At 70.7% G+C, this 26,804-nt stretch carries 21 protein-coding genes and 3 pseudogenes; 12 read left to right on the plus strand and 12 right to left on the minus strand.

Features of this window, described 5'->3' with window-relative positions; translation table 11 throughout:
• A partial coding sequence (locus ACZ4SV_RS35900; RefSeq protein ID WP_468011197.1) for a hypothetical protein occupies positions 1-522 on the plus strand: 522 nt, incomplete at its 5' end.
• Positions 523-913: 391 nt separating this feature from the next.
• The gene (locus tag ACZ4SV_RS35905; RefSeq protein WP_468011200.1) at positions 914-1,282 is read left to right on the plus strand and encodes an RICIN domain-containing protein; all 369 of its coding nucleotides are present in this window, start codon (positions 914-916) and stop codon (positions 1,280-1,282) included.
• A gap of 555 nt (positions 1,283-1,837) precedes the next feature.
• Here the strand turns inward: ACZ4SV_RS35905 and ACZ4SV_RS35910 are convergent.
• The 3 genes and pseudogenes from ACZ4SV_RS35910 to ACZ4SV_RS35920 form a co-directional block, all read right to left on the minus strand.
• Positions 1,838-2,132 (minus strand): annotated as a pseudogene (locus ACZ4SV_RS35910) (hypothetical protein).
• 54 nt (positions 2,133-2,186) lie between these two features.
• Positions 2,187-2,618, minus strand: coding sequence for a hypothetical protein (locus ACZ4SV_RS35915; protein WP_468011204.1), 432 nt, complete (start codon positions 2,616-2,618; stop codon positions 2,187-2,189).
• A complete protein-coding gene (locus ACZ4SV_RS35920; protein WP_468011208.1) occupies positions 2,615-3,430 on the minus strand; it encodes a replication-relaxation family protein in 816 nt (271 codons plus the stop codon). Before ACZ4SV_RS35920 ends, ACZ4SV_RS35915 begins: the two co-directional genes overlap by 4 nt.
• 533 nt (positions 3,431-3,963) lie before the next feature.
• Between ACZ4SV_RS35920 and ACZ4SV_RS35925 the strand changes: the two genes are divergently transcribed.
• Both ACZ4SV_RS35925 and ACZ4SV_RS35930 read left to right on the plus strand, forming a co-directional pair.
• Positions 3,964-4,392 (plus strand): hypothetical protein, encoded by a 429-nt coding sequence (locus ACZ4SV_RS35925; RefSeq protein WP_468011212.1) that lies wholly within the window; start codon positions 3,964-3,966, stop codon positions 4,390-4,392.
• Between the two features lie 2,816 nt (positions 4,393-7,208).
• Entirely contained in the window at positions 7,209-7,562 is a 354-nt protein-coding gene (locus ACZ4SV_RS35930) for a hypothetical protein (protein WP_468011214.1), read from the plus strand.
• A 64-nt stretch (positions 7,563-7,626) separates the two neighbouring features.
• Here ACZ4SV_RS35930 and ACZ4SV_RS35935 read toward each other — a convergent pair.
• The 3 genes and pseudogenes from ACZ4SV_RS35935 to ACZ4SV_RS35945 all read right to left on the minus strand — a co-directional run.
• Positions 7,627-7,959: pseudogene (locus ACZ4SV_RS35935) on the minus strand (IS30 family transposase); the annotation flags it as partial.
• Between the two features lie 239 nt (positions 7,960-8,198).
• Entirely contained in the window at positions 8,199-9,254 is a 1,056-nt protein-coding gene (locus tag ACZ4SV_RS35940) for a hypothetical protein (RefSeq protein ID WP_468011218.1), read from the minus strand.
• A gap of 261 nt (positions 9,255-9,515) precedes the next feature.
• A complete protein-coding gene (locus ACZ4SV_RS35945) occupies positions 9,516-10,115 on the minus strand; it encodes a TetR/AcrR family transcriptional regulator (protein ID WP_468011222.1) in 600 nt (199 codons plus the stop codon).
• 61 nt (positions 10,116-10,176) lie between these two features.
• Here ACZ4SV_RS35945 and ACZ4SV_RS35950 point away from each other — a divergent pair, with 61 nt between their 5' ends.
• The 4 genes from ACZ4SV_RS35950 (at position 10,177) to ACZ4SV_RS35965 (ending at position 15,279) form a co-directional block, all read left to right on the plus strand.
• On the plus strand, positions 10,177-11,007 hold the full coding sequence (locus tag ACZ4SV_RS35950) for a class I SAM-dependent methyltransferase (protein WP_468011225.1): 831 nt from the start codon (positions 10,177-10,179) through the stop codon (positions 11,005-11,007).
• A gap of 1,363 nt (positions 11,008-12,370) precedes the next feature.
• On the plus strand, positions 12,371-13,756 hold the full coding sequence (locus tag ACZ4SV_RS35955) for a HEAT repeat domain-containing protein (protein WP_468011271.1): 1,386 nt from the start codon (positions 12,371-12,373) through the stop codon (positions 13,754-13,756).
• 775 nt (positions 13,757-14,531) lie between these two features.
• Positions 14,532-14,672 carry a hypothetical protein gene (locus tag ACZ4SV_RS35960; RefSeq protein ID WP_468011229.1) on the plus strand — a complete coding sequence of 47 codons (141 nt, stop codon included), beginning with the start codon at positions 14,532-14,534 and terminating at the stop codon, positions 14,670-14,672.
• A gap of 154 nt (positions 14,673-14,826) precedes the next feature.
• Positions 14,827-15,279 (plus strand): hypothetical protein, encoded by a 453-nt coding sequence (locus ACZ4SV_RS35965; RefSeq protein ID WP_468011232.1) that lies wholly within the window; start codon positions 14,827-14,829, stop codon positions 15,277-15,279.
• 500 nt (positions 15,280-15,779) lie between these two features.
• Here ACZ4SV_RS35965 and ACZ4SV_RS35970 read toward each other — a convergent pair.
• A pseudogene (locus ACZ4SV_RS35970) lies at positions 15,780-18,954 on the minus strand (RHS repeat-associated core domain-containing protein).
• 872 nt (positions 18,955-19,826) lie between these two features.
• On the opposite strand from ACZ4SV_RS35970, the gene ACZ4SV_RS35975 reads away from it, so the two are divergent.
• Positions 19,827-20,102 carry a hypothetical protein gene (locus tag ACZ4SV_RS35975; RefSeq protein WP_468011235.1) on the plus strand — a complete coding sequence of 92 codons (276 nt, stop codon included), beginning with the start codon at positions 19,827-19,829 and terminating at the stop codon, positions 20,100-20,102.
• On the opposite strand, the gene ACZ4SV_RS35980 is transcribed toward ACZ4SV_RS35975, so the two are convergent.
• The gene (locus ACZ4SV_RS35980) at positions 20,050-20,790 is read right to left on the minus strand and encodes a hypothetical protein (RefSeq protein ID WP_468011239.1); all 741 of its coding nucleotides are present in this window, start codon (positions 20,788-20,790) and stop codon (positions 20,050-20,052) included. The two genes, ACZ4SV_RS35975 and ACZ4SV_RS35980, sit on opposite strands and share 53 nt — an antisense overlap.
• Positions 20,791-21,482: 692 nt before the next feature.
• Between ACZ4SV_RS35980 and ACZ4SV_RS35985 the strand changes: the two genes are divergently transcribed.
• Positions 21,483-22,007, plus strand: coding sequence for a DUF4142 domain-containing protein (locus ACZ4SV_RS35985; RefSeq protein WP_468011242.1), 525 nt, complete (start codon positions 21,483-21,485; stop codon positions 22,005-22,007).
• Positions 22,008-23,322: 1,315 nt separating this feature from the next.
• Here ACZ4SV_RS35985 and ACZ4SV_RS35990 read toward each other — a convergent pair.
• Both ACZ4SV_RS35990 and ACZ4SV_RS35995 read right to left on the minus strand, forming a co-directional pair.
• Entirely contained in the window at positions 23,323-23,580 is a 258-nt protein-coding gene (locus ACZ4SV_RS35990) for a hypothetical protein (RefSeq protein ID WP_468011246.1), read from the minus strand.
• Positions 23,570-23,800, minus strand: coding sequence for a hypothetical protein (locus ACZ4SV_RS35995; RefSeq protein WP_468011250.1), 231 nt, complete (start codon positions 23,798-23,800; stop codon positions 23,570-23,572). Before ACZ4SV_RS35995 ends, ACZ4SV_RS35990 begins: the two co-directional genes overlap by 11 nt.
• 125 nt (positions 23,801-23,925) lie before the next feature.
• Between ACZ4SV_RS35995 and ACZ4SV_RS36000 the strand changes: the two genes are divergently transcribed.
• Positions 23,926-24,183: a hypothetical protein gene (locus ACZ4SV_RS36000; RefSeq protein WP_468011255.1), complete on the plus strand. Its 258-nt coding sequence runs from the start codon at positions 23,926-23,928 to the stop codon at positions 24,181-24,183.
• Between the two features lie 528 nt (positions 24,184-24,711).
• Here ACZ4SV_RS36000 and ACZ4SV_RS36005 read toward each other — a convergent pair.
• Entirely contained in the window at positions 24,712-24,900 is a 189-nt protein-coding gene (locus ACZ4SV_RS36005; RefSeq protein ID WP_468011259.1) for a hypothetical protein, read from the minus strand.
• A 166-nt stretch (positions 24,901-25,066) separates the two neighbouring features.
• Between ACZ4SV_RS36005 and ACZ4SV_RS36010 the strand changes: the two genes are divergently transcribed.
• Positions 25,067-26,200: an IS630 family transposase gene (locus tag ACZ4SV_RS36010; RefSeq protein WP_468011263.1), complete on the plus strand. Its 1,134-nt coding sequence runs from the start codon at positions 25,067-25,069 to the stop codon at positions 26,198-26,200.
• A 1-nt stretch (position 26,201) separates the two neighbouring features.
• Here ACZ4SV_RS36010 and ACZ4SV_RS36015 read toward each other — a convergent pair whose 3' ends face one another.
• Positions 26,202-26,666: a GNAT family N-acetyltransferase gene (locus ACZ4SV_RS36015; protein ID WP_468011267.1), complete on the minus strand. Its 465-nt coding sequence runs from the start codon at positions 26,664-26,666 to the stop codon at positions 26,202-26,204.
• Positions 26,667-26,804: the final 138 nt, after the last annotated feature.

The following is a 26,804-nucleotide window of genomic DNA, read 5'->3' on the forward strand; positions in this document are numbered from 1 at the left end:
AACCGCCCGCCGCTACGACCGCTCGGCGCGCCGGGCTGCGTCCAGGGCATGGCGCTCCGCATAGGCGCCGTCACCACTTGCGGGAAGGGAGCCGTGACGGCGTTCCTGGTGCGCCGGTTCGTCGACCGCGGCCTCCTGGTCGACCTGAGCGCGAACCCGGAGGGGACGCTGCACCACCCCGACCAGGTCGACCAAGTCTGCCGGCGCGAGGACCTGGCGGAGCTGGTCGCCGCCGACGCCCCGCTCGGGCCCGAGCAGGCCGCCGCCCGGTTGGGGGTGCGCAGAGTCGAGTTCGATCACATGCTTCGGCTTGGATGGGTCCGCTCCCCGCAGTCGATCGAGGTCCGCTTCGGCACCAGCCGGGCCGGGGCCGTCGACGTCGCGCTCTACACCACCGCCTCCGTCGACGCGGTCCTCCCCGTCCACCCCGAAGTCGACTGGGAACAGCTGCGCACGGTGGAGAAGGGCCGGCGCTCTCCGCTTGCGGCACTGCGCCCGGATCCGGCACCCGTACCGGCGTAAGCCTCCGGGTCCCTTCCGCGCGCCCGCGTCCCACGCCGTTCAGAAGGGCGGCCCGGGGCGCGGGCATTCTTCTTGCGTACCGCGGGCTAGCCCGCCCATAGGCTCGCACCCGCTCAGGTCACTACTGGCACGGCGCGGACCGGCATCACCGCTGCCGGCCCGGCACGCGCCGGACACAGCGCTCTTGTGGTCGCGGCTGCTCAGGCTACCGCCAGGTACATCTTCGGCCGTCTGCGAGGGCGTTCTCGCCATGTTCGTCGTAGGTGTCGACGTCAGTGAACTCCGGCGCAACACTGCCATCGACATGACCAACAAGCCCCAGCGAGCGGAGATCATCATCAACCGCGCTATTGGCTCCTTGGCTTCCGTCGCGTCCGCTCTCGTCCTGAGCGTGGCTGCGGCCTCTCTCGCGCAGGCAGCGCCGACCGCTACGCCCATCAAGCATGTCCAGTCGGGGAAGTGCCTGGACGGGAGTCTTTCCCAGGGCGTCCGGCTGACCACCTGCAACGGCAGCAGCTACCAGAACTGGAGTTACAACGGCTACAGCCTTGTCCATGTCCAGTCGGGGAAGTGCCTGGACGGCAGTCTTTCCCAGGGCGTCCGGCTGAACGCGTGCAACGGCAGCAGCTACCAGGACTGGTTCTGGGACACCTACGACTACATCACCCACGAGGGCACACAGAATTGTCTGGACGGGAGTCTTTCCCAGGGCGTCCGGCTGGAACCGTGCAACTACAGCGACTATCAGCGGTGGTCGTGACCAAGTTGACCACGGTGTGGTCCTGGGTTGCTGACCGCACAGCGCCCCGGGCCGATTAGTCATCGTGCCCGAGCAGGCCAACGCCCCCTCCGGTTCCACCCTCGCCACTCGACCCTGCTCACAGAGCGCTACCTGCCCGTCTGCCGTAGCAATACGAGCGCGCCCCGAGTAGTGATGGGCGCCCGCAGGTGAGCCAGTCCGCCACGAACAGCAGCCCTTAAGTCCGCCGGCGGAACCAGCCGCGGCCCCGGCCCGGCTCGGGGCCGTCCTGCGGCTCCGGCGGCGCGGTGGCCTCAAGGCGGGCAGCTTCGGCGGCGGCCTTCTCGCGGGCGACGGCGTCGGCGTGGCACGGGCCGTACACCGACTCCACCCCGCTCGAGGCCATGGTCGGGGTTGACCACAGCCTGGCCGGTCTGGCCATCAGCGGAGGTCATCTCCCAGGTGGGGCGATGAGCGAGCTCCGCTCCGGGTGACAGCAGCGTCCACTCGACACGAGAACACCGCCAGCCAGCCGACCGGGGAAAGGCCGTAGATAACGGCGGCACCGGTGGGCCGTCAAGGTGTGTCGCCGGGGCAGTAGAAGCGGCAGCTGACGCCGGGCCCCGATCCGCGGGACTCGCCGGGACGCGGGTCGTACAGCCCGGCCGCCGGGCCACCGGGAGAGCTCGGTGGCCAGGGCCACGCCGTCGTCGACTTCCCCGGTCCGCCAGCCGTGGATGTCCAGCAGCAGGCCGTCCAGCGGCCCGCCGACCAGTTCGGCGTAGGTCCGGTTTGGGAGCGGGCCGGGATGGGGGTCGTCATGATCCGCGCCGTAGACACGCCGGTTCAGCAGTTGCTCGTCTCCGTTCATGCGATCAGCTTTCCAGCCGCCACCGACAACCACGCCGGTCTCCGTGCCCGTCCGTTACCGGCGGCGCCCGATGCCGAACCGGCTGCGGGGCTTCACGGCCGGCGTTTCGGCTGCCGCGCGTTCGGCTTCCTCCGCCTGGCGGCGCGCGACGCGCTCAGCCTCCGCGCGGTCGGCGGCCTGCATCGCGCACGGCCCGCACAGCCGGTCCCATGCGCCGGGCCACGAGGACCGCGTGGTCTCCCGCCAGCGGTCGTCGGTGAACTTGGTGCCGCACCGCGTGCACACCGGCCGCTGCGCCTCCCGGTGCGCGGCCTCGCACTCCGCCTGACGCCGGCGGGCCTCCCGGAGCTCCACCCGGTACAGCCGCTCACCGTCCGGGTTGTCCAGGGCCTCGCTCAGCGTCTGCCACTCCTCACGCCCGAGCCTGCGCCACACCCTGCCCGCGGCCCCGGCCGGGTCAGCGGTGATCCGCTCCAGCTCGGTCACGACCAGGGCACCGCCTGGTGGTAGTCGACCGCCGTGAACCCCTCACCCCGGTACGGGGTGCCGGCGAAGTAGCGGCGGGCGCTCTGCTCCAGGCGCCGCATCCGGTTCTCGCGCTGCGCCTCCGTCTTGCCCGTGAACACGAACGCCACCGGCACGTAGCCCTCGCCGCCCGTCGCCGGGTAGATCCGCGACCACAACCGGAAGGCGTGCACCGCCGCGCCCCGGGCCGCCCGCTCCTTGGCCGCGTCGGCCTTCGGTGCCAGGAGCTCGAACCAGTCGGTGTAGCGGCGCAGCTTGTCCACCAGGTCGTCGACGGGCTCGTTGACGCGGTCGACTTCCAGGAGCATCGCGGGCACCCCGGTGTCCGGGGCGCGCATCGTCAGGTCGGCGTACTGGGTGTAGCCGTACGGCAGGCGGTGGGCGATCTCGGTCTGCCAGGACAGCGGGGTGCCGTACCCGGCCCCGGTGAGCACGGCCGCGGTCGTCGTGACCGCGGCGGCGTGTTCGTCGTAGCCGTCGTCCTTCACCGGCTGGCCCTTGGCGTCGAGGCGGAGCTTGCGCAGCGCGGAGATCCGCACGCTTTTGGGCAGCAGCAGTTTGGCTTCCTTGTGGCCCTTCTCGGTGAGCACCCACAGCTGGTGTCCCGACTCCAGTCGCGTCTCCACCCGGACCAGGCCCGACTCCTTCAACGCGTTCAGGGTGTCCCTGGTGATCCGGTCGTGCCGGTCCGCGGGGCGCAGCATCCGCCAGAGCTGATCGGCGGTAGCCCGCTGGAAGATTCCCAGAGCCCTCAGCACTTCCTTGCGTCGCACTCCGGTCGGCTTCCAGACCTGTGCCGGCCTAGGAGGGTTGTCGAACGCGTCGTGGGACCTTGACTTCCGGGGCTGACCTGCGCAGATGCGCCCGGCGGGCGAAGTGGCCGTGGAGGGGGCGATGGAGGGGCCCGTGGAGGGGGCCTGCGGGACCTGGTTGATGTCCTCGGAAGGCCGGCGGCCACGGGCCGCGTGGTGTTCGTGGGCGGGGTCGGGCGTGAGATCGGCGGGCACGGTGTCCCCGGTTTCTCCGGCCTGCGGGCCGGGACGGCGGTCGTCCGGCCCGCGCGCGGATTGGCGCACGGGCCGGAGCCACCGTGTGAAGCCACCCCTTGTCCGCGCTCTGACGGCCACCGACAACCGGCGTCCGATTCCTCCTTGACCGCCCCTTTCAGTCCGAGTTTGTCCGTGATGGGGGTCACACCCGGCCCCGTCTCCTGGAGCGCGGTCTCTGTCCACAGGGCCGGGCGCGCACCGTAGGGCGATCGGCCGGACGCACCAGGCATCCGGCCAGCGAACAGCAAGGAGCCGTCATGGAGACGACGTCGCCCAAGATGCCCCAGCTCGCCCCGGAGCAGATCCTGCGGGCCTGCGACTACGTGGAGCTGGTCTGGCAGGAGCAGGGCAGCGAGGAGGAGAAGGCCGCGCTGGCACAGTTCCACGCCGACGGCCCCGAGCTGGCGCGGCTGATCGGTGAGTTCGGTGCGCTGCTGCTGGCCGGCTACCTCACCGGCGTGCCCGACGAGCACGCCGACTGCGAGTCCGCGTACGCCGCCGGGAAGCTGGTGACCGTGGCGAGCCGGTACCTCAAGCGGTGGTGCCTCGCGGGCGGCGGCGCACACACCGCCCGGATCGCGGCCGGGTTCCTGATCGAATGCATGCAGGAAGTCGACCAGGTCCACCAGTTCCTCCCCGACATCCGCGGCGACGCCTACGCCGGGCAGCCGGCGGCCGCGGCCTGAACCGGACCGCCGGGGCAGCGCCCGGGGACGGATATCTCTCCTCCCCCGGGCGCTGTCCGTTCTCGATGGTGATGCCGGAGGCAGCGGAGGTGGACAAGGGGGTGCCCGGCCTGCCGAGACAGTGGGCCCCGATTGCCGTCCACTCCCCCACCCGCAGTCGTGCACTCCCACCCGATGCCGCGCATCAAGTGGAGGCCACCCTGTCCGCCCATCGGCGCGGTGGAGTCCACCCTGTGGAGTCCACTCCGCACGGTGGACTCCACTCCCACGGCGGCGGCGCGCAGCGCGGTGTGCTCAAGGCGCTACGCCGGTGCGGTCGGTGCGCGCACCCTCCGTCCGGTGGTGCGCGGTTCGGCGCGCCGCGCGCTCCTGATGGTGCGCTTCACGTCGTGTGGTGCGGCACCCAGGGCGGGGGTGGCTCCGTCACTGGGAGGGTCGGGTGAAGCCGGGCTCCTTTATCACACACCCTCTTGACCGCGGTCACCTCGAAGTCCCGAATGCGTGCTATGCGGGCCCCTAATGTGCGGCAGATCACACGGCGTGGGTTCGGGGAGGTCGCGGGTGCCGCCGCATCCCGGCCGGGTGGGCCCCGCGCACCGGTGCGCGGGGCCGAGTTCACCGGTGCGCGCACGCCGCCTCGCGCGCGCACCACGGTGCGGTGGCCGGGGATGCGCGACGTCCTCGGTGCGCGCACCGGTGCGCTCGATGCCGTTCATCGCCACCGCACGGTGCGCATCACCGGGACGGGTGCGCGCACCGGATGCCTCGATGTCCCGCACCTCCCACCGGCCGGGTGCGCCCGAGTGGAGTCCACCCGATGTCGTGGTGGAGCCCACTCCCACCCGGTGCACTCCGCAGTGGACTCCACTCCCATCGGGTGGATCCCCACGGTGGGCTCCACTCTCCCGGCGCGACACCGCCCATCGCGCCCACCGGGTGCGGGGTGGGGTCCACCGTGTCCACTCACCAGAAGTAGCGGCGGCGAAGGCGCGCTGAGCGCCACGGGTTCGGCCGGCCACCCGGGTACTGCCGGGAGCGGCGCCGGACCGGCCCGCGCGGGCGCGGGCGAGCGCGCCGTCGGGGCCGGGGCGTTCTGCAGAGCCCGCTCGAGGTAGCTGCTCAGCGCCACGCCCATCAGCGGCTCGGCGATCCCCGCCGTCCGGGCCCGGTGCAAGCCCCCCGGACTCGTCAGCTGCCCGCGCAGCACCTCGGCCGTCTGCCGCACTTGGCTGAACGCGGCGTCCGACGCACGGCGGCGGACGGGGCCGGGGGGCTTCCACCGCGGCAAGCAGGTCCTTCGCCGCAGACTTCCAGCCCACCGCGTCCGGGGCACCCGGCAGGCTCAGCAGGGCGTCCGCCGCGCCGCGCGGGCACGACTCCGCGACCTCCGCCGGCCGCTCCAGCCCGGTGCCGGCCAGGACCCGGCGCGCGTCCCGGAGCAGACCCAGCGCCCGAACGCCGACCGTGCCCTGCGCGCGCAGCGCGGCGGCCAAGGCCTCGTCGACCGCCGGCAGTTGGGCGGCGGGCAGTGCACCGCCAGCCGAAGGCATCAGCTCACTGGTGCACCGTAGAGCCCACCGGGCAGACCTGGGACGCGAACCAGCCGATCCGCAGCCGGTTCCGGCGCCGGCCGGCCTGGTCAGCGTGCGGGTCGACGGCGGGTGTCCGGTCCGCAGCGCGTGCGCATGGTGGTTCGGCCTCGGTGAGCAGACGGTGGACGAACCCGTACAGCGCCCGCAGCCGTGCGCGAGGGTATGGATCGAGGCCCCGTGCTGTACGCCTTCTTCAGCTCGGCCCCCAGCTTGAGCCGGGCCGGCCCGGTGACATGGACGCGGCGTCCAGGGCGGTGTCCGTGCGCCACGCGGTGGTGAGCAGGTCGGACAGGGCCTGGTCGGTGAAGAGCAGCCCATCGCCCCGGCCCGCGGCCGAGGGTGCGGACGAGGCCGAGCGCCGCGGTGACGGCGCCGGCGAGCGCCCCGCTGGGGAAGGCGCCGGGGCGGCCGGCGTGGCCGGTGGCCGCGGCGAGGTAGAACCCGCGGAACTCCCGGCACTTTGAGGGCGTTCAGGACCGCGGGCACGTCGCCCGTCCAGGCGGCCGCGCCTTCGGCGACGAGGCGGGTGAGGACCATCGCGTAGCCGTTCCGTCGCCGGCGTCCGGCGCTGCGGCGAGCGCGGCGGCGGCCGCGGCCGGCCCGCGGGCTTCGGCCGGCTCGGCCAGGTCCTCGACGGCGCTGCACAGCCGCCCCCAGCTCCCGGCCCGCCCCCGCTGCCTGGGTGACGATCGGTACCAGCCTTGGAGTGCGCCGGGGCGGGAAACCCCGGCCGTGTCTTCCTACAGGCCGTGATTCGTAGTTCCTCGATCGCTGCGATCGCCCGCCCGATGATCGACCGGTACAGCTTCAGCGCCGCCCCTCGCACAGATCCAGAGCGATCGGGCCCTACCTCTCACTGGTCACTGACCAGCTACACACAAGGGTGCAGAAACGCGACCGTGGCCGGGGCGGTAGCAGAGGCGGACAAGGGGTCATGGTCGGGCTCGCGGGGCGGGTTCCGGGGATCGTCGCAACACGTGATCACTGACGTGTGGTGGCGAGCAATGTATGCAGGCGCTGGCGCGTGCTGAGTGGGCCGCTGTTGAGTTCGGCAGCAGCAGCGTCCAGCTCCTGGCGGCTGCACCCGGCCGATGAGTCTCCAGTTCCTCAACCACGAGCTCACGTTGAAAACAGGTCAACCTCATACAGGGCGCTTGACGGGGTGCGGAACTCGGGCCCTACTTGTCGGTGCTCACGGTATAAATGTCGATCAAAGGGGACTCAATGGGAAAGATCATGCGATCGAGGCTGACTGTCACGCTGGCGGTTGCCGCCGTCGTCGGCCTTGCCCTTCCGGGAGTTGCGGGTGCGGCGGATGGCTCGCCCCAGCCCATGACCAACTCGGCCTGTAACGACGGCAAGGCGACAACGTTCGAAAACGTGGTCATCCGCACCGATACCAGTACCAGTGCCGCTGTGGTGACCACTGCCCTGAAGGGGCAGACGTGGGCCTGTGGCACAAATAGCGTCATCCTGGGCGGCCGGTATACCGCTTGCGGGACATCGAACGGCAACGGTTGGTTCTACGTCTACAACGCCAACTACGCGGGCTATAGCGCGTCAGCTTGTTGGGGATGACGCTACCCGCGTGACACCTCCCACCGCCGAGAGGCACATTCCGGCGGTCGTCGCGTCACTGTGATCAACTGGCTGTCTCCAGAATCTTTGCGAGGCGCTCGGCTGGGGTGTCCCAGTCGAGCGTTTTGCGTGGTCCGCTGTTGAGTTCGGCGGCGACGGCGTCCAAGTGCACACGAGAGTGGATGGCCAGATCGGTGCCCTTGGGGAAGTACTGGCGGAGCAGGCCGTTGGTGTTTTCGTTCGGGCCGCGCTGCTACGGGCTGCCGGGGTCGCAGAAGTAGACCGGGACGTTGGTGGCCATGCTGAAGCCGCGGTGGGCGGCCATCTCGGTGCCCTGATCCCAGGTCAGAGATTGCCTCAGATCGGGTGGCAGGGGGCCGATCGTGGCGATCGCGGCGGCAGGCTCCGAGCAGGTCCAGGTACTCCTCCACCGGCCAGCTGGTCCTGCGCGCGGCTGATGCCGAACTCCGCGGAGCAGTACGACTCCCAGCTGCCGTGCCCGAGCGGGAGCCACACGCAGCCGGAGGGTGAGAGGTACAGGCCGAGGGTGTCGATCCGGTACCGGTCGGTTCGAGCGGGCCGTGGCAGCCACCAACGACGCCTGTGCGCCCTGATCGTTGACGTACGCCTCACGCCTCACGCCGTTGCGCCGTCCAACCGGAGGACCGGGGCCCCTAGGACAGCGCTGCCTAGTGGGGGTGAGGATGCGCAGCTGGTCGAACGGTGATCGCCGGGGGCGGGGCGCTGGGGGGCGGGGACGAGCGTCCCGGCTGCCGGACTGAGGCGGCCTGGACGTGTCCAACGCCGGGTCATGATGCGCAGCTCCCCACCGTCCGGGTCGCCGAACAGCACAAACAGCTCCGGCTTCAGCTCGGTGCCGCCGATCGTCCAGTACGTCTCCTGGCCACACTCGCCGTCGAGGCGTACGAGGACACCGTCGCGGCCGGTGTTCCGAAAGTCACTCCTCCCTTGGCGCGTCCACGTGCCGGTCCCGTCGCACAGGGAGAAGTCGCCGTCCTCGTCGACGTCGTTGTGGGCCGGCACGCGGGTCAACTCGGCCCGGCCGTCCGGTGCCAGCCGCAGCACACCCCCGTCCGCGCCGCGCCAGTCCCCGACGAGCTGCCCGTCGGACAGCTCAGGTGGTTCGTAATGGCCGGCCAGCGAGGCCACCGACACTCCACACACGACGAAGAGGACGAAACTCGCGCCCGCCGAACGGTGCCAGACACCCCACGACCCCCACGGGCGTCCGCGTAGGCGGGCGAGGACCAGCACCGGCAGGGCGCCGACGCCGGCGAACCACGGGAGGGTGTCGACGGCCGGCCAGTCCCACAACGCATACCCCAGCGCCGACCACCCCGTGCTGATCAGCACGGATCCGCCCAGATGCCAGGCCCACTCCGGGCCCCGGACGGCACGAGGCCGCAGGCGGGCCAGGGTCGCGGCGGGCATGATCTGCACGGTCGCGTGGAGGAGGCCGAGGAGCGGCAGGATCAGCATTACGCAGAAGACGCCGAGGAAGGCGCCGCCACCTTGGTCGTAGTCGTCGCGGCCTGCCTCCATGGCAAACCACCACGCCAACCACACCAGCGGCAGTTGCCCCGCGCACAGCGCAGCCGCCCGATTCCACTCGTTGTTCGACCAGGTGAGCCGCCGACGCCCGCTGGGATCTTCCGTCTTGCCCCGCCCCATGCCCGCAGCTTACGGCCCGGGGGCGTGACCATGGCGAGAGGGGGCAGACTCCCGATGCCGTCTGCGGGGCTCGGGACTCGCTACGCGGGTTCACGCGGGATCGGAGGCAGACGCCATGGGTTGGAGGCGCGTGGCCCGGCCCGTCCTGCCCGAGCCCCCTTGCAGCCACTCGCACGGGCACCGCTCTCATCCACGAAGCAGAGCGCCTGCTCAGCCTCTTGGACGCAGCGTAATCCTCCGTCACCTGCCCCACGGCCCGACCTACGGCTGGGGTGGTCGCAAGGCGCCGGCGATGACGGTGATCACCATCTTGCGGACGGCGACGGGCCGCGGTGGGGCGCTTGTCCGGTCGGCGAACAGCAGGTGCCCGGCCCCGACGAGGGTGGGGGCAAGTGTGTCGATGTCGGCGTCACCTGCCAGGCGCCCCGACTCCCGCTCGGCGGTGAGGTATGCGGCGATCATGGCGGTGCCGTGCACAGCGAGTGGGAGGCCGGTCAGGCCGGCCTCGCGCAGCCGGGCGCGGAGGCCGTCGCGGAAGGTGATGAGCGCGAGAATGGCCACCGTGACCGGCCCGAACAGGTCCCGCAGCGCGTCGGCGAGGTTGTCCACGACGCTCCCGGAGCCGGCGGCCGCACGCAGAATCGTGGTCCGTTCCTCGACGCCGCGGACGCGGTCGAGGACCAGTTCTGCCAGGAAAGCGTCGAAGTCGGTGAAGTGCCGGTGCAGCACACCCTTGGCGCATTTCGCCTCCTCCGTGACGGCCCGGCTGGTCAACGCGTCGGGCCCGTCCCGAAGCAGGACGCGCTCGGCAGCTTCGAACAACTGGCCGCGCACGTTGTGGATGTGTACCCCCGACGGCATTGTCTCCCTTCCCGCTTCGCCCCGCCTTACCAAGTGGGCAATCGCCCATTAGTGTGGGCGCATGCCCACTTTATCGCAGGGACAGCCGGACAAGTCCGGCCCCGAGCCCCACCGCCACCGGCAGACGGCTCAGTCGTTCGGAGTGGACGCCGAACGCTACGACCGCGCCCGACCGCCTTATCCCCAAGCCCTGGTGGACAGGATCGTCGCGGCGAGCCCCGGTCGGCGCGTCCTCGACGTCGGAGCCGGGACCGGCATCGAGGCCCGGCAATTCCAGGCGGCCGGCTGCACGGTGCTCGGTGTCGAGCCTGACGAGCGGATGGCCGCCTTCGCGCGACACAGCCGTGTCGAGGTCGAGGTCGCCAGGTTCGAGGACTGGCAGCCGGCCGGGCCGCAGTTCGACGCGGTCATCGCTGGCACCGCCTGGCACTGGGTGGACCCCGTCGCCGGCGCGGCCAAGGCGGCCCAGGTGCTCCGGCCCGGCGGCCGACTCGCCCCCTTCCACCACGTCCCTCAGCTCCCGGCCCAGGTGATCGACGCCCTCGCCGAAACACTCCGACGGGTCGATCCCGATTCCCCGTTCAACCCCGGCCTGCTGAGAGGGCCGGCCGTGGACGCCTACCAGCCACTGTTCGCGAAAATCGCCGACGGCATCCGGCAGACCGGCAGGTTCAGCGAGCCGGAACAGTGGCGCTTCACCTGGGAGCGCACCTACTCCCGAGAGGAGTGGCTCGACCAGCTCCCCACCTTCGGCGGCCTCACCCAACTCCCCGCAGACAAAATGGCGGAGGTCTTGGACAGCGCCGGGTCCGCGATCGACAAGCTCGGCGGCCACGCCACCATGCCCTACACATCCGTCGTGATCACCTCTACCCGCTCCCCTACGGCCTGACCACCGCGAACGTTGGGCGCCGCCGGGCGCGAGCAGACTGGTGAACTCGGCGACGTCCTCAGGGAGGCGGGGAGGACTTGCAAACGGGGAAGGTTCCCCGACTTCTTGCCGCCGGGCCTCGGCGGGCCCGGCACCTCCGCGGTCGTAGCCGGTCCGCTGCGGCTGCTCGTCCGGGTCCGTCTCTGCCGGGCTTGGCCGCGTGGCTGCTGACCGCCGATGCGCCCGGCCGTCCACGCGCGGGCCGTACCGCCGTGTGCTGGCGCCCCCGGGCCACCGTCCGGCCGTGTCTTCGCCGTTCGGCCCTGGCTCCGCCGCCCGCCGGCGGTGTGCCGCCTGCGGCTCCTCGGCCGGTCCGTCACCGGGGCTGTGCCGCCGCCCCGTCTGTCTGCCAGGAGCCGCGGGGCCTGGCCGCTGGCCGGGGCCTGGCCGCGCATTGCTCGCCGTCCACCGTCCGGCTCCCGCCACCGTCGGTGCCAGCGTCCGCGCCATAGCCGCCTCGAGCCCGCCCCGCTTCCTCCGTGTCGGGCTCGCCGTCCAGCTCCCGGCCGTCGCGTGCCGGCTCGCCGTGCCGCTGTCTTCCGGTCCTGGTCTGGCCACCATCCGCAACCGCCTCGGCCGTGCTCGCCGCCGGTCAGCTGCCGCTCCCCGCCGTCCGGCGCCGCAACCGGCCGGTCCTCGCCGCGTGCCGCGCGCCAGCCGTGCCGCCGTCCGACTCCCGGCGGCCGCCGGCCTGCTGCCCCTCCCGCCCTGTGTCGATCAGCCGTCGTAGCCGCGCTCCCCGGGCCCGGCCCGGTGTGCCGCCCGGCTACTCGCCTCGCCTGCGGGCTCCTCGGCCGGTCCGCGCCGGCATGGGGCTGTCGCGCCCTCGCCGCCCACCGCCGCGCGGCCGCACGCCGTCGTGCTGGACGAGGTGAATCCGGCCACCGCGCCCCGCAGGGTCTCGGACTGTCGCCCCCGCGGTCGCCTGCTGCTACGCCCGTGCCGCCCTGGGCTGTCACCGCTGCGCCGCGCACGCGCCTGCTCCGGCTATGGCGATCATGGTCGCTCGAGCCGTGCCGGCGCATCGGCCGGACGCGGCGCGGGCAGGACAGCCCGCAGGTTCTCCGGCGGCAGAGGCACCCTCCCCCGCTGCTGCCCTGGCCCGCGCCGTCCCCGACCCGCACCGGGGCGCCGGCCACCGGCCTGCGGCCGCGCTGCTTGCTGATCGACAAAATGGGGCCGTCCTCGCGCACAGCGGTGGCTACTCGGCGACCACGGGCCATATTCCGGCGCCATGCGCCTACCAGCACCCTACGATCATCCAACACGGCTGTTGGAGGGGGCAGGAATGTTGGGGGACGTGGAGGCCGAGACAGCGGCGGTGATGCGGCTCGCGGGAGGTGCGCCGCTTCGGAACACGCTTGATGTCGCCGATCCCGGTGACTGGCTCGCGCTGGACTCAAGCGCCCGTGAAGGTCTTTGGCATACTGGACGTTTCATGACGGAGTGGGAAAGGTCCGCCCCGCTGCCCGTCGACCTGTCGCAGCTCGACGAGTCTCTGCTCGCACTCGCTCTCTGCCATCGCGACGGGCGGATCCGTCAGGAGGCGGTGCGCCATGCGGCCCAATACCCCGGTCTGCTGCCGCTGGTCGTGATCCGCTGCGCCGACTGGGCCGGCCCGGTACGCGAGGGCGCCCGGCACCTGCTGCGCGAGGCCCTGGACGCGGACTCCGCCTCCGCTCACGCGTCGCTCATCCTCCGCGTCGGACGCCGTGACCGCGGTGCCTTCGGCGTCGATATGCTCGGTCAGATCCTGCGCCGGGCATCCCGCGGGCAGCTCGCAGCTCTCTTCACCGACCCCGACCGCCTCGTCCGGCGGTTCGCCTATCGGCTGGCCGTCGAGGGCCGGCTGCTCTGTCCCGCCGAGCTGGCCCGCGCCGCCGCCCGAGACGAGGACACCGTGGTCCAGGACCTGTGCGCCACAGCGGCGCTCACGGCTCTGGGAGACGAGGAGGCGTACGAGGATGTCCTGCCTCACCTCCTGTCCGCGCGTAACCCTCGTACCCGCTCGGCCGGCGTCACCGGGCTACGGCGGGCGGGGTGGTCAGATCGGGCGGATCCGTTTCTCGGCGACCGGTCCGCACTCGTGCGTGCTTGTGCCCGCTACGTCGTACGACAGCGGGGAGGCGACCCAGCGGCCTGGTACCGGGAACGGTGCACAGCACCGGACGACCCCGAGCTCGCGCCCGGCGCGGTCATCGGGCTGGCCGAGTGCGGAAACCGCACGGACGCCGGCCTGCTGTGGCCGCTGCTCACGCACCCCACCGCCGGAGTGCGGGCGCGGGCGGTGGCAGGACTGCGGACACTGGACTGCGTAGACGCGAAGCGGCTGCAGCCGCTCCTCGACGACCCTGCCGCCGGTGTCGTCCGCGAGAGCGTCGTTGCCCTGCTGCCCTGGGCAAAGGAGCTGCCCGCCGACTGGCTACTGGAGCGCATCCGCTCGGCACGTCCGCGGCACGTCCGCATCGCCGCGTTCCGGTTGCTCGACGCGCGCGGCGGTGTCGTGGGACTGCGGGCCGCGGTCGCCCTGCTGGAGGACTCGGATGCGAAGCTGCGTACCTGGGCCGGGCAATCCGTGCGGCGCTGGCATCCGTCGGCGGACGGGCGGGGCCGCGAAGCGGAAGTGGGCGAGCTGCTCGACCGGAGCCGACACCTCTTCAGCGACTATGAGCTGCGCCGGCGCAGGTGGGAGGCCGGGCTGCACAGCTGAGTACGCCGCCATGCGCTTCAGCGACCGGGCTGCTGCGGTGGCTCGGACGGCCAACCCAGCCGGTGGGCCGATGACGCCGCCGTCGCTCACCTCCTGCGATGCCGCCCTCCGAGTTGCCGCGGTCGGCGTTGGTCGACCGGGTCGGGCGGTATCCGACTGTGGTTCGTCCGGTGCTCGTTCCGGACGCCCCAGGGGGAGAACTACTCGCCGCCCGCCACAGCCTGTCCTGGTCGGCCATGGCGCGCCCATGCGCCCGCCCGCGCTCGCGCGGCCCCCCGGCCTCCGCCGTTCCGGCCGGCCCCGTGCCAGCCTGGGTCCCGCGCGGCCCGCCGGCCCCGAGTGCGACACCATCGCCCCGCATGGCCCCTGCCCGGCCGCCGGGACCGCGGGCAGCCAGCCACCGCGACGGGCCCGCCCGGCCACCGCCGTTCCACGCGCCGCACCGCTGGCTTCTCGCATCCGCCTGCTGTCCGAGGCGCCGTATCCCCGTCGAGCCCGACACGGCGTACGGCGGCGTGGACGACGGGCACGGCACAAGGGCGACCGGCACGGCACAACGGCCGCCGCCCGACGCAAGGCAACGGCCCGGAGCGGTCCGACAGCGGGCGGCGGCCCGGGCGTCCCCTGCCGTCGCGCGTCCGCATGCGGTCCAAGGCCGTTGCTGCCCGAGCTCCCTCTCTGGCCGTGCCTTCCCCGCACGCTGCCGTGCCGCCGCCTGCGGACTGTGCCCGTCCCACTCCCCGGGCCGTTCCCGTCGCGGGCGCGCTGTGCCCGGGTGGTCTCGATCGAGGCCGGCCCGTCGTCCGGGACGATGTCCGGCTCAGGGAAGCGGCGGCTCAGCTCCCGCATCGCGGCGGTCTGCTACTCCACCGCTTCCGCGATGGCCGGGTCCACCCTGGACGGCCGGACGGCATGACGGTGCGCCTCCATGGCACGGCGGGGTCCGTCGCTGCACCGGCGCGGCGGGCACGGCCGGCTAGGGGCCGCGGTGGCGGCCACCGTGGCGGGGCCGGCCTTCACGGGCGCGGGCGCCAGGACGTACAGCGTGCGGACGGCCGCGCGCCTTATCGTTGGCGGCCGCGACCAGCTTCGGCGCGCTCCAGCGCAGCTTCGTGCCGAACGCGGGAGCGTCGGGGGCGACGTCCAGCCGGTGTCCGCGTCGAAGCCCACGGCCTGGATGTGACCGGCTCGGCCGCGGCGAGAATGTCGTCGAACTGCGCGAGGACGCTGCCGCCGGCGGCCGGGGCGACCATGCCGCACTCGGTCATCATCACGCCAATCGCCGTACCGAGCCCGAGCGGATCACGGCCGCCGCGGCGTACGACGGTGCCGGTGCGCCGCTTGCCGTTTCACCCGATCACCTTAAACGCATACAGCAAACCCAATACGGCGATGACGGAGCCAATCAATCGAAAGGCTATAGTGTTACTGCGACTGAATCTCCCATCGGCCCGGCCGCCGATGCGGGCAGCGAAGTCTGGACCGAATACGGCTTCCGCCGCTCCGAACAAGGCTACGAGTAGACCCACAGCGATACGCAATACTTCACTCTTCTTCTCTTCGAGAGTACCCGGGGGGCACCCATGAGTGCCCCCCCCCCGGTTCTTTACTTTCCTTGACGGCGTTTCCGGGCGTACAGCACCCCTATGGTGATTGCCACCACGATGAACAGGCCGATGGCCAAATACGGCGACCAAGAAGGTCCATCAGGTCGATTGGTCGCCAAGGAGGCAAGTCCTTGCACTGAATCCTCCATGTAGTCAGAAGGTGTACTTGACAGTGCCAGAGCACTTTCCGGTGCTGCCGCCCGTACCGACTCCTTCCGAACCGTCCGTGGCAGTAGACAGTTCTGCCGGACCAAAGCCGCAGGCGGCTTCTCCAGTCCATCCTTGATCGGCGGAACCGGACGCCAAACTTCATCGACGCTCGCGCCAGGCGTCCCAACTCCCGCTGACAGGTACGGGTGAACGCTTCCGTCATTGTTGATGGACAGCCCCGCACCACCGCACACCCAGAGGCAGGCTTATCCGCCGATATCGAACGACAGCAGTCCGTTGGCGTCGATGCGGTTGACGGGGTCGCCTTCGGCGTAGAGGTAGGGGTTCTGTTCCTGGCCGGATGGGTCGGGCTGGGTGAAGCGGCCGATGTTGGCGTCGTAGTAGCGGGCCTGGAGGTGGTAGAGGCCGGTGGGGTCCTGGTAGTTGCCGGCGAAGCGGTAGGGCTGCTCGACCGGCTCGGAGGACTGGGCGAGCAGGTGGACGCCGCGGGGGCTATAGGTGTAGGTGTTGTCGACCTTGTTGCCGTCCACGTCGACCAGACCGATCACGGAGCCGATCGCGTCGGTGAGGTAGTAGCAGCTCTTGCCCCCGGTCGTCATGGAATTCAACGTGCCCCCGGGCTCACGGTTGAAGCCCATGTCCACACCGGCAGTTGACTTCGCCGACAGACCGAGCGGGCCGTTGTGGAAGAGCGTGTCGCCGACTTGATTCGTTCACTCTGGTCAGTGGAACCGTACTGACCCGCGTACGTCCGGGCGTTGACCGTAATGGACGACATCTGGGAGTGGTCGGTCCAGGTCTCGCCGGTGCGCAGGTAGTCGTCGGTGGAGGCGCCGGCGGTCTCGTTGCCGACCGCGTCGTAGGACCAGGTGCCGCTGGAACTGGACTTCGACGTGAGCTGCTGGGCGTCGTTGTAGGTGTAGGTGGTGCCGCGAGGGCAGCCGGGGTCGGTGCCCTGTGAGGTGAGGTTGCCGGCCAGGTCGTAGCAGTACTGCCAGGAGTCGACGATGCTGCCGTCCTTGACCTCGCTGGCGTAGGAGAAGCGGCCCGCGCCGTCGTAGGTGTAGGTGCGCTTGCGGCCGGTGACGTTGTCCGTCATGGTGCGGATCTTGGTGCCGTCGGTGGCGTTGTTCGTGCCGTAGGTATAGGTGTAGGCCAGGTTGACCAGGGTGCCCTGGGCGGAGGTGACCTTGATGTTCTTGGGGCGGCTGGCGTTGTCCGGGTCGACCTTCTGCACCGCCCCGCCGGGGTAGGTGGTCGTGGTGCGGACGTCGTTGTTGTTGTACTTGTACGTCGTCACCGCGCCCTGGGGGTCCTTGAGCTCGGCGAGCTTGTTGACCTCGTTCCAGGTGTAGTCGGTCTTGCCGGCCGGGTCCTGGTAGTAGTCGACGTTGCCGGCCGCCGTGTAGGCGAGCAGGGTCTGGGAGCCGTCCTGGAGGTGGCGGACGGTCTCGCGCTGCAGCGGGTCGAACTCGTAGGAGACGGTGCCGGTGCCGTCGGTGCGCTGTGAGAGGTTGCCGTCGCCGTCGTACCAGTACTGCACACGGGCCTTGTTGGTGGTGTCGACGATGCGGATCCGGTCGCGGTTGTCGTAGGTGTAGGTGACGGTCACGCCGCGGGCGTCGGTGACGGTCTTGGTGCGGCCGAGGTCGTCGTAGGTGTACGTCGTCTTGCCCAGGGGCGCCGGGGCCTTGGCCCAGTCCAGGTTGCCCTTGGTGTCGTAGTGGAAGTCGGTCTGCACCGTCTTCGATGACGTCATCTTCGTCTTCTGGTCGCAGCGCTGGCCTTCGAAGCCGCCGCAGGTGGGGGTGGCGGGGTTGTAGTCGTAGGAGACGCTGCCGCCGCCGGTGCCGGTCTGGGCCACCGTCGTGGTATTGCCGACGCTGTCGTAGGTGAAGGACGTCTTCTCGCCGTCGGCGTTGGTGGAGTCCTTCGGCACGTCCCCGCCGGCGATGGTCTGCCAGCTGTTGACCGTCTTGGGCCCCGGCTGGGATGCCGACTGCCCGGGGAGGCTCACGGTCTGAAGGTTGTTGCGGCTGTCGAAGCCGTAGTCGGTGACGTTGCCCGGGGTGGTGCCCGAGCCCATCGCGTCGGTGACGGTGTCGATGTTGTGGTTGGCGTCGAACTTCGTCGACCGCTTGCGCGTGAGCGCGTCCGTCACGTCGGTGACCTGGCCGTCGCTGTCGTGCTCGTACTGCGTCGCGTGCAGCTCGGGGTCGGTGGCCGTGGTCTTGCCCGCCGCGGTGGCCGATTCGCTGGTGTAGACGTAGGTCCAGGTGGGGCCGGTGCTGCCGGAGGCGTTGAAGCCGGTGGCGCGCAGCATCGAGGTGATCCGGTTGACGTCGTCGTAGGAGAAGACCGTGACCCGGCCTTCGGCGGTGGCGATCTTGCTGATGCGGCCGGAGGTGTCATAGCCGAAGGTGACCGTCTTGCCCTCGGTGTCGGTGGTGGTGGTCAGGTTGCCGTCGGTGTCCAGGCCGTAGGCGGCGGTGCGGCCGGTGTTGTCCTTGGCCTGCCACAGGGAGGCGCTGACCTTGTTCAGGTCGATCCAGCGGCCTGAGCGGGTTTCGGTGAGCTTGAAGCCGCCGCTGGTGTTCTGGGTGACGGTGACGCTGCCGTGGTTGCGGTCGGTGACCTTCGTCAGCGTTCCGCTCGCGTCGTAGGTCTCCTTCGCGCCCGACTTCCACTTCGTCAGCGTGTAGGTGCCGTCGGAGTTCTTCTTCAGGTCCTCCGAGTAGCCCTTCGGGGTGGTGAAGGAGCCGTCGCTGTTCTTCTTGAAGCGGACCGTCGCGCCGGAGGCGTCGTAGAAGATGACCTCGGTGCCGGAGAGGGACAGATAGCGCTCGTACTGCTGCCACCAGCGCTGCGAGACACGGCCGTAAGGGGCGTCCAGCGAGTTGTACGTCCGCGCCAGCCGCAGGCGCTGGCCGACGCCGGCGATGTCGAAGCCGTCGCCGTCAGCATCAGGTTGCCGGTCGAGTAGTCGATCCTCGCGGTGAGTGCGTCCGTGATGGCGAAGCTGGTGTAGCGGTGCCAGGGCACGTTGCCCTGGCCCTCCGGCACCAGGTTCAGCACCGATGGGTCCGCCGCCACGCCGGCCGGTTTCGCCGCCTTGCCGTACGCGGCGTTCTTGGCGTGTTCCCGCTGCTCGAGCAGCCACGGCAGGTAGACCTCGTCCGTCGGGTTCCTCGACGGCTGCGACTTCACCGGCCGGTTCGCTCCGACCTTCACCGCCGGCATCGTGAAACGCGGGCTGTTCTTACCCCACGCGGAGACGGGCTTGCCGTCGGCGGCGGTCGCGTCCGCGGCCGGCAGGACGGCCCCGGCCAGCACGGCCGCCGTCACCACCGCCACCGCCGCTGTCGATCCGGATCGTTTCCGGGCACGCCGAAGAGACGTGCCCCAGGCACGTGTACGCATGCTTCCCCCCACAGGAAGATGAGCCGCAGTGATCCCAGTGATCACCGGGCCCGCACACGTTGCCACAGGATTCGCACAAAGATCCGCGCGATTCCCGCCGAATCCCTTCGCATACGGGCCGGAATCCACCCCTCCCCTTCAAGGTGACCAATGCGGCGAAAAGGGGAATCTATATGTCAATGTGCCTGCTCAAAAAGTGAGAATCCTATCCAAGGCGCCATAGGAAGGGCCGAAGATCGATGATCTCCCGCGAGCCACCCGACCAAATGTCATCGGCCAGCATGCGCGGGTGCGCCGCTGCTTGAGAAGCAGACAACGGTGATGGTGTCTGTACTCCCTGCGCCGCGCCGTGCGGCGGCGCCCCGCCGGTCGGACCGAGCGCCGCTGCACGCCGCGGCCGGATGGCCCGTCGCCCACCTGTACGGCCTCCGCCGGCTTCCACTGACCTCCGAGGCTAGCGACGACGCGGGCCGTCTCGCCGGTTCCCGCCGCCCGCCCATTGATCCGCCTGGTCACAGGGGCCTGCCATTCAATTGCGGTCGCGGTGGACTCGGTTGCGAGGCGCTGGCACCCCGCCTCGGGGGCCGCGCCCGATGTCCGGCACGAAGACACGAAGTCACGAAGAAGGGGAACACCCGCCATGAAGACCATCAAGCGCGCCGCGCTCGCCCTGACCGCCGTCGTGTGCGGTGCCGCGGTCGTCTCCGGAACGGCCGCGCAGGCCGTCGAAGCGCCCGCGCACCACTCCGGCGCCGCCGCCGCGTCCCACTCGTCCGTGCGGTCCGACGCGGCCCGCACTCCCGCCACCACGGCCGTCAGGGCCGTCCGTCGACCACTACAAGTACTTCAGCTGCGGCGGCGGCCAGGTCAAGGTGTGGTACCGCGACTACGACAACAACCGCACGATGCTGCGCGAGACGTACCTGCGTGACAAGGAGGGCCTGAAGTTCATGACGGCCTCGGCGATCTGGCGCGCGGACGGCGGCAGGACCACGATCCAGAAGCTCAGCATGGAGGCGCGCAACTTCCCGCGGGTCTACGACTCGCTGACCAAGGACGTGGCCATCGCCAAGCGTCGGCACCCGTACGTGAAGGTCACGATCCACACGATCTTCGACTCCTGCCACGGCTACATCCACCTGTACTGACCGCCAAGCGGGACGGGCGGGGCCGCCACCGATGGGCGGCCCCGCCCTGCCAGGCTCCGGACTCCGGGTTCCGGCTCCGGCTCCGGCCGACGCGGGGGGGGCGCCCTTGGAAGTGGTTCCGGTCAGTGCTGCCAGTAGTGCCGGTCGAGAGCAGGGCCTGTACACCCGGCATCTGCGGCCCGTACCCCCAGGGCTGGGCGACGACGCAACCGCCCGGTACGGTCGTCACCCCGACGATGCGCAGGCTGTCGTCCGTGTCGGCGCCATACGGGTCGTCCAGCAGCCCGGCGTCCGGCGGCACCGCTGCCAGGCGCCGTACGGCCTCCTGCGCGTCGATGCCGGCCACGCAGGCCAGTCCCGTGCCGTCGTAGTAGCCGACATCGGCCAGGGCCGCGATGTGCCGCCGGCCTTCCCGCACCACCGCGGACTCCGCCTCGCTGAGCACCCGTTCGCCCTCGGGCAGCAGGAACAGGTCCGGTATGGAACCGGCCAGGCTCAGCCGGCCCGGTGGCCAGCCGGCCAGCACCGGCCGCCATGGGCCGGCTCCCGCGGCGACGAGGACGCGTGCGATCTCTGGCCGGTGCCCGACCACCGCCTCCCACAGCGCGGTCGTACCGTCCTCCAGCGCATCGATGTCGGCGACGCGCCCGGCCAGCTCCGCGGCGACCTCGGGTGAGCCGAACGCCACGGCCCGGTGCAGGGGCCGTCCCCCGAACGGCAGCGCCTCCGGAACCGGTCAAGGACGGCTGCCAACGCGGTCTGCCGCTCCTGCATGCTCACGGGAGGCTGCAGAAGGCTGGCAAGAAGAAACCGAACGACTACCTGCCCAAGCACCAGTACCTCCTGGCACCGCTGACTGCCTTCTACACCCCGTACGACCCGGGTAAGGGCGATGCGGTCCCGACGACCCTCTCCCGGCACGCTGTTGTGCACCATCTGCCCCTGTCCCACCTGAGCCCAGGGCACTGCATCATCGCCGTCATGCTCCTCGCCTCGATCATCCGTGAGACTCAGGAACGCTATGACGACATCCGAGACGACTTGCTCATGCAGGCCAGCGACTAGCGGCGCGGCCGGGAACCGGGGCCGACCGCCTCGTACCGGGGGGGTGAGGGCCGGCTGGGCAGGCATACGGATCCACGACCGGATTCACCCGATCGGCCTTATCGCCGCCTCTGCCGGTACGGCATCGTCCGCGCAGGTCACCGTGGGCGGAACGGGGGCCGGAACCCAACTCTTCCGGCGCAACGGGCGAGCAGACGGCCGATGCGTGCCGTCAGCATGACGAGAGTGACAGCCACGCCTGGGCCGGGCCCGAGCGGTGGCGTGGAAGACGCCTCCGGCCTCTTCCCTCCGGCTCACCGACAGGTGGAGGACCCCATGCGACTCTCCCATTCGTGCGGTACGGCCGCGGCGACCGCGCTGCTGGCCCTCGCCACCGCCACGGCCACCCCGGCGACGGCCGCGGCGCCGGCCGGCAAGGACACGAACTTCCTCCAGGCCATCCACCAGTCCAACCTCGCCGAGATAGCCGCCGGCCAGGACGCCCGGACACACGCCACCACCGCCTGCGTCAAGCGGGTCGCCGCCGTCCTCGTGCGCGACCACACCAAACTCGACGCCCAGGGCCGGATGCTCGCCCGGAACAAGGGCGTGTCGCTGCCCGCCGCGCCGACCGCCGCCCAGCAACGGCAACTGGCCGCGGTGAAGGCGCACGCCGGCACCTCGGCCTACGACCCGGCCTGGCTCAAGGCGCAGGCGGAGGGGCACACGCAGGCCCTGAAGCTGATCGACAACGAGATCTCCTCGGGCACCGACGCGAAGGTCCGCGCGGCCGCTCGCGCCGCCCGGCCGATCGTCGCCGAACATCTGGCGATGGTCCGCGGCGGTGTCTGCCACGCGTAGGCCCCCCGACGGCACCGCGGCACGGGCAGCGGCCGAGCGGCCGCTGCCCGCTCGGCCGCTGCCCGTGCCGGCCGCAGTCCTCGACGAGTGGCTGTGACCGGCACGGACCCGATACGTCCCAGGGGCGGCATGCAGAAGGGCGAACTGGCCAGCTGCTGGCGAGCGGGGCGGCGAACATCTCGTTGAGTTGCTCGGGGGCGAGCAGTCGACCGCTGAACAGGGCACTGATGAAGCGGTCGAGGTCGGGTGCGGTGGAGATGATGGCGGTGGCGTCGTCGCCCTGTTCACTGACGTCCACGGGTTGACCGGTGGAGTCGATGACGTAGCCGTGCAGGGCCGGCCGAGGCATCCGGGTGTCGCCCTCGGGGACGGATTGTGGTTCAGGTGGAGCGGCCGGATCACCCGGCTGGTCACCTCGTCACCGAAGGAGTTGCCGGTCGCCTGTTCGATGATCTTCGCGGCGATGCGGTAGCCGAGCGCGCGCAGCAGCGACACGAGGGACACCCCGGGCAGCGAGTACTTGGCGTACAGAGGCCGGCCGTCCACGCGAATCCGGAGCACGTATCCGGTGACGCTGGGGACCTGGTCGCCGAGATCGAGGTCGGCGTGCGGCCACTGTTCGACGGCCGCCGTGCTGATCTGCAGGTCCGCGAAGGCGAAGACCTCCGCTGTGCTGGGGGTGGGGGTCGGGTTGTTGGCCGAGGTGCTCACGGTTGTGGTGCTCACGGGCGCCTCCAACGGTGGTGGGTGTAAGCCCGGCCGGCAATGCTTCCGCGCAGCCGGGCGACGGATGACACGGACCGGCGGGGCCGGGGGATGTGACGTCCCGGCCCGGCCCCGCCGGGGTCTACAGGGAGCGGCTGACGACGAGCAGCAGGACCAGGGACGCGCCGCCGAGCCACCAGGTCTGCCATGCCGCCATCCGGCTCGGTCGCCTCGCCTCAGTCCCGGTCCGCGCCGTCACGGTCCGTGCCGGTCATGTTGCGCGGCCCCCTGGTCTCCGTCGTCCCGTACGACGACGCCGTCGCGCGGAGGAGCTGCTGCTCGCGGCGGGCCGCCCGTCCCCCGGGCGTGAACCGAGCCCCATGGAGTGGTGGGCCACCGGCAGCAGCTGACCGTCGTGCAGCAGGCTCCCGGCCGGATGCTGCACGGATCCGCTGCTGCAGCACCCGGCGCTGCTGCACGAGCAGCACCCGTGTGCCGCCCGGCCGCCGGCCTCGCGGTGCAGCATCCCTTGCCCGCCGTGCAGCAGATGCAGCAGATGCGGCAGCGCCCCGGATCCGTTGCGGTCCGGGGCGCTGCCGCATCTGCTGCTTCAGGCTTCGACGTACGCCACGATCGTGATCTGCCGGAGGGCGGTCACGTAGTAGATCACCCGGACCCCGTCGACGTCGTCCACGTAGTCCCGCAGCAGGGTGTCGGGCACCGGGGTACCCAGCTCGGGGTTGACGCTGATCGCGACGATCGCGCGGTCCAGGCGATGTGTCTCGGACGCCGTCAGCTTCTGCAGTTGGCTCAGCGCGGGCTCCACCAGGACGACCTGGGACCGGCGCGGTGCGTGCTCAGGCGACACGGGGCTGCTCGCCGGCGAGGCGCTCCAGGTGGGCGTCCCGGGCTTCCTCCCACAGCACACCGGACTCCGCGGCCGGGTAGCCGTGCTCCGCGATGTCCTCCAGCACCGAGGCGAGGACATCGACCTTCGCGCGCTGGTCGGCCGCGTAGGCGCGGATCGACGCGGCGGCATTCTCATCGAGGGGCTGGCGGTCGGGGGCGGGGGTCGGCTGCTGGCTCATCCGGGGCTCCTGGACGGGGTTGCTGGCGTGTGTCCTCACGGTAGCGCCGGCGCGGGGCGCTCCGGGACGGTACGGACGAAACCCGGCAGCGGGCGGCGGCGCCCGGCGGGGAGGACCCTGGAGGCATGCGCCCCAAGGACGTCCGGGTGGGCGAGACCTACCGCTGCGAGGTGCCCTTCGCGCTCCCGTGGCGGCGGTACCGGCTGGAGACGATGGGCGACTCCTGGTGGCCGCTGAGCTGGCTGCGCGGCACGTACTTCCCGCTGGTCGTGGTCGATCCCGGGGACGGCTACCAGGTCTCCGGGACGCTCCAGCCACCACGACGCCTCGGCCCGGCAGATCCCCCCGACTCGACCCCCGCATGGAGTGTCCTCTGCCAGTGAACTTGGACCGCCTGCCATCGAAGCTGGACGGGTTCACGGGGTACGCGTTGACAGGGCACCTATGCCGGGCCGCAGTCAGTTATCGCTGGGGTAGGACGGGAAACGACATGTCGCACATGCAGCACTTGGCCAAAGGAGCGGGGCAGGGCTCCCCGCCCTTCTGGATCATCGCCATCGGTTTGATCCTCATCGTTGGCGTGGCGTTTCTGCTTAGCAGGGCGCGCAGGAGATAGAACGCGGGGCTCAGGCTTCGACGGCAGTCGATCCAACTGCGAGGTCAGAGGACACGGAGCGTGATCACCCCGAGAGGGGTTGTCACACTGTCGCGCCTGTCACGCGCAAACGCCTCGGGAGGGATTTCCGGGGCCGTTCCGCCCTCAGAACATGGCTATTTCAGACATTCAGGTGTCTGCTGCCACGCGACCGGCGGCGGGAGTGAGACGCATGACACCTCCGGGTGTGACGCTCGGTGAGCGTCACAGGTCGCGTTCGGCATCCGGGGCGCTCGCCCCTCACCGGCGGGCCGGGTCAGTCCAGGTCGGCGCTGGCGAGGGTGACCACGAGCGCGAGGTGGTGGACCGTGCTCCGGCAGAGTTCCGCCGCCGCGCTCGGGTCGGACGCGGTGCGCACCTCCTGCAACGTCAGGAGACCGGTCAGCGCTGCGGAGTCGACCGCGTCGTCCAGGACCTCGTCCTCGGTGAACTCGCCGCTGGCCACCAGCTGCTGGACCAGGGCGACGGCCTCCTCCGGATCGTGCCGCCAGCGAGCGGCGACGTGCTCACCGGCGCTCGCTAGTGCCGTGTCAGAGAACCTTTGCCCCGTGGTGACGTGACGCGCCGTTCGGGTGCTGGGCCCAACGGTGCGGTGTCGCCAGGCTGGTCGGGTGGCAGAACGAGTATGCGTCCGCGAGATCGATGACGCCGAGGGGCAGCGCCTGCTGCGGATCATCCGTAGAGGCATCGGGTCGGTAGTGACCTGGCGACGGGCCCAGATAGTGCTGCTGTCCGCGCAGGGCATGCCCGTGGCGAGGATCGCCGAGGTGACGTTCACCAGCGCGGACCGGGTCCGGGACGTGATCCACAACTTCAATGCCGACGGCTTCGCGGCGCTCTACCCGAAGTACAAGGGTGGCAGGCCCAGAAGGTTCACCCTGCCCGAGCGGCGCGAGATCAAGAAGGTGGCGAAGCCCAAGCCGGCCGAGCACGGCCTGCCGTTCTCGACCTGGAGCCTGGCCAAGCTGGCCGACTTCCTGGTCGCCGAGGGGGTGGTCGACGACATCAGCCACGAGGGCCTGCGCATCCTGCTCCGCGAGGAGGGCGTCTCGTTTCAACGCATAAAGACCTGGAAGACCTCCCGGGATCCCGACTATCCCGCCAAGAAGGCCCGGGTCGAGCACCTGTACGCGATCGCGGACGGTGAGGTCATACCCGAGGACGACGAGCCCAATGTGGTGTTCTGCCTGGATGAGTTATGGCCGTTGAACCTCCAGCCCCACCCCGGTCGGCAGTGGGCCGGGCGCGGCGGGAAGCACAAGGACCCCGACCGGGAGCCCCGGCCCCGCAGACGAGCGACCTACACCCGCCCGGATGGGGTCCGGCACCTGTTCGCCGCCTACGACCTGGCCCGGGACAAGCTCTACGGCCACATCAGGCCGAAGAAGAACCGGACGAAGTTCCTGGAGTTCTGCCGCTATCTGCGCAGCCTCTACCCGCCGAAGATCCGGATCGCGATCGTGCTGGACAACTTCTCCCCACACCTGACCACCAAGAAGGACGCCCGTGTCGGCGACTGGGCCGAGGCCAACAACGTCGAGTTCGCATATACCCCGACCAACAGCTCCTGGCTGAACCGCATCGAGGCCCAGTTCACCGCCCTGCGCTACTTGGCGCTGGACGGCACCGACCACGCCAGCCACAAGGAGCAGGGCAGCATGATCCGCCGCTACATCATCTGGCGGAACAAGCACACCGGCGATGGACGCCTACGCAAGGTTGTCGCCAGGGCAAACGTTGCCTGACTCAGGTGACGGCCCGGCGATAGACCTGCCGCGAACCGCCTTCCGGGCCCGGACCGGCGGCCTCGGCAGGGCTGAAACCGAGGCACTCGTAGAAGACGCGTGCACCGCTGGCAACTGCGCCCGGGTGGTCGGCCCCGAAGGTAATCACCTCAATGCTGCCCGGACTCTGCACGAACCTACGTGTCGCGTCCGCCAGCAACGCACGGCCGACGCCCTTCCCGCGTTCCTTCTCCGAGACGACGAGCCAGTGGACCTGGTAGATCGGGGCCTTGCCACCAAACAGCAGGCCACCGAGGACATCCGATCCCGAGGAGACAGCGACGAGCGCCGTGGACCGGCGAATGTGCTTGTCCACGGCGCTATGGAAACCGGAACTCTCAACCATTGGGCCGAACCAGTGCTCAACCTCGGCTGCCAGGCCAAGAACACCAGGGAAGTCCTGCTCTCGCGCGAGTCTGATGATCACCCGCGCAGTCTGGCAGACGAGGCAAACGTTGCCTGATGCGGCACTAGTTCACGAACGGGGTGAACTCCACCGGCAGCGACGCCAGACCACGCATCCAGACCGAGGGACGCCAGGCCAGTTCCCCGGGCTCCACCGCCA

Source organism: Streptomyces sp. NPDC027672 (genome assembly GCF_055566335.1).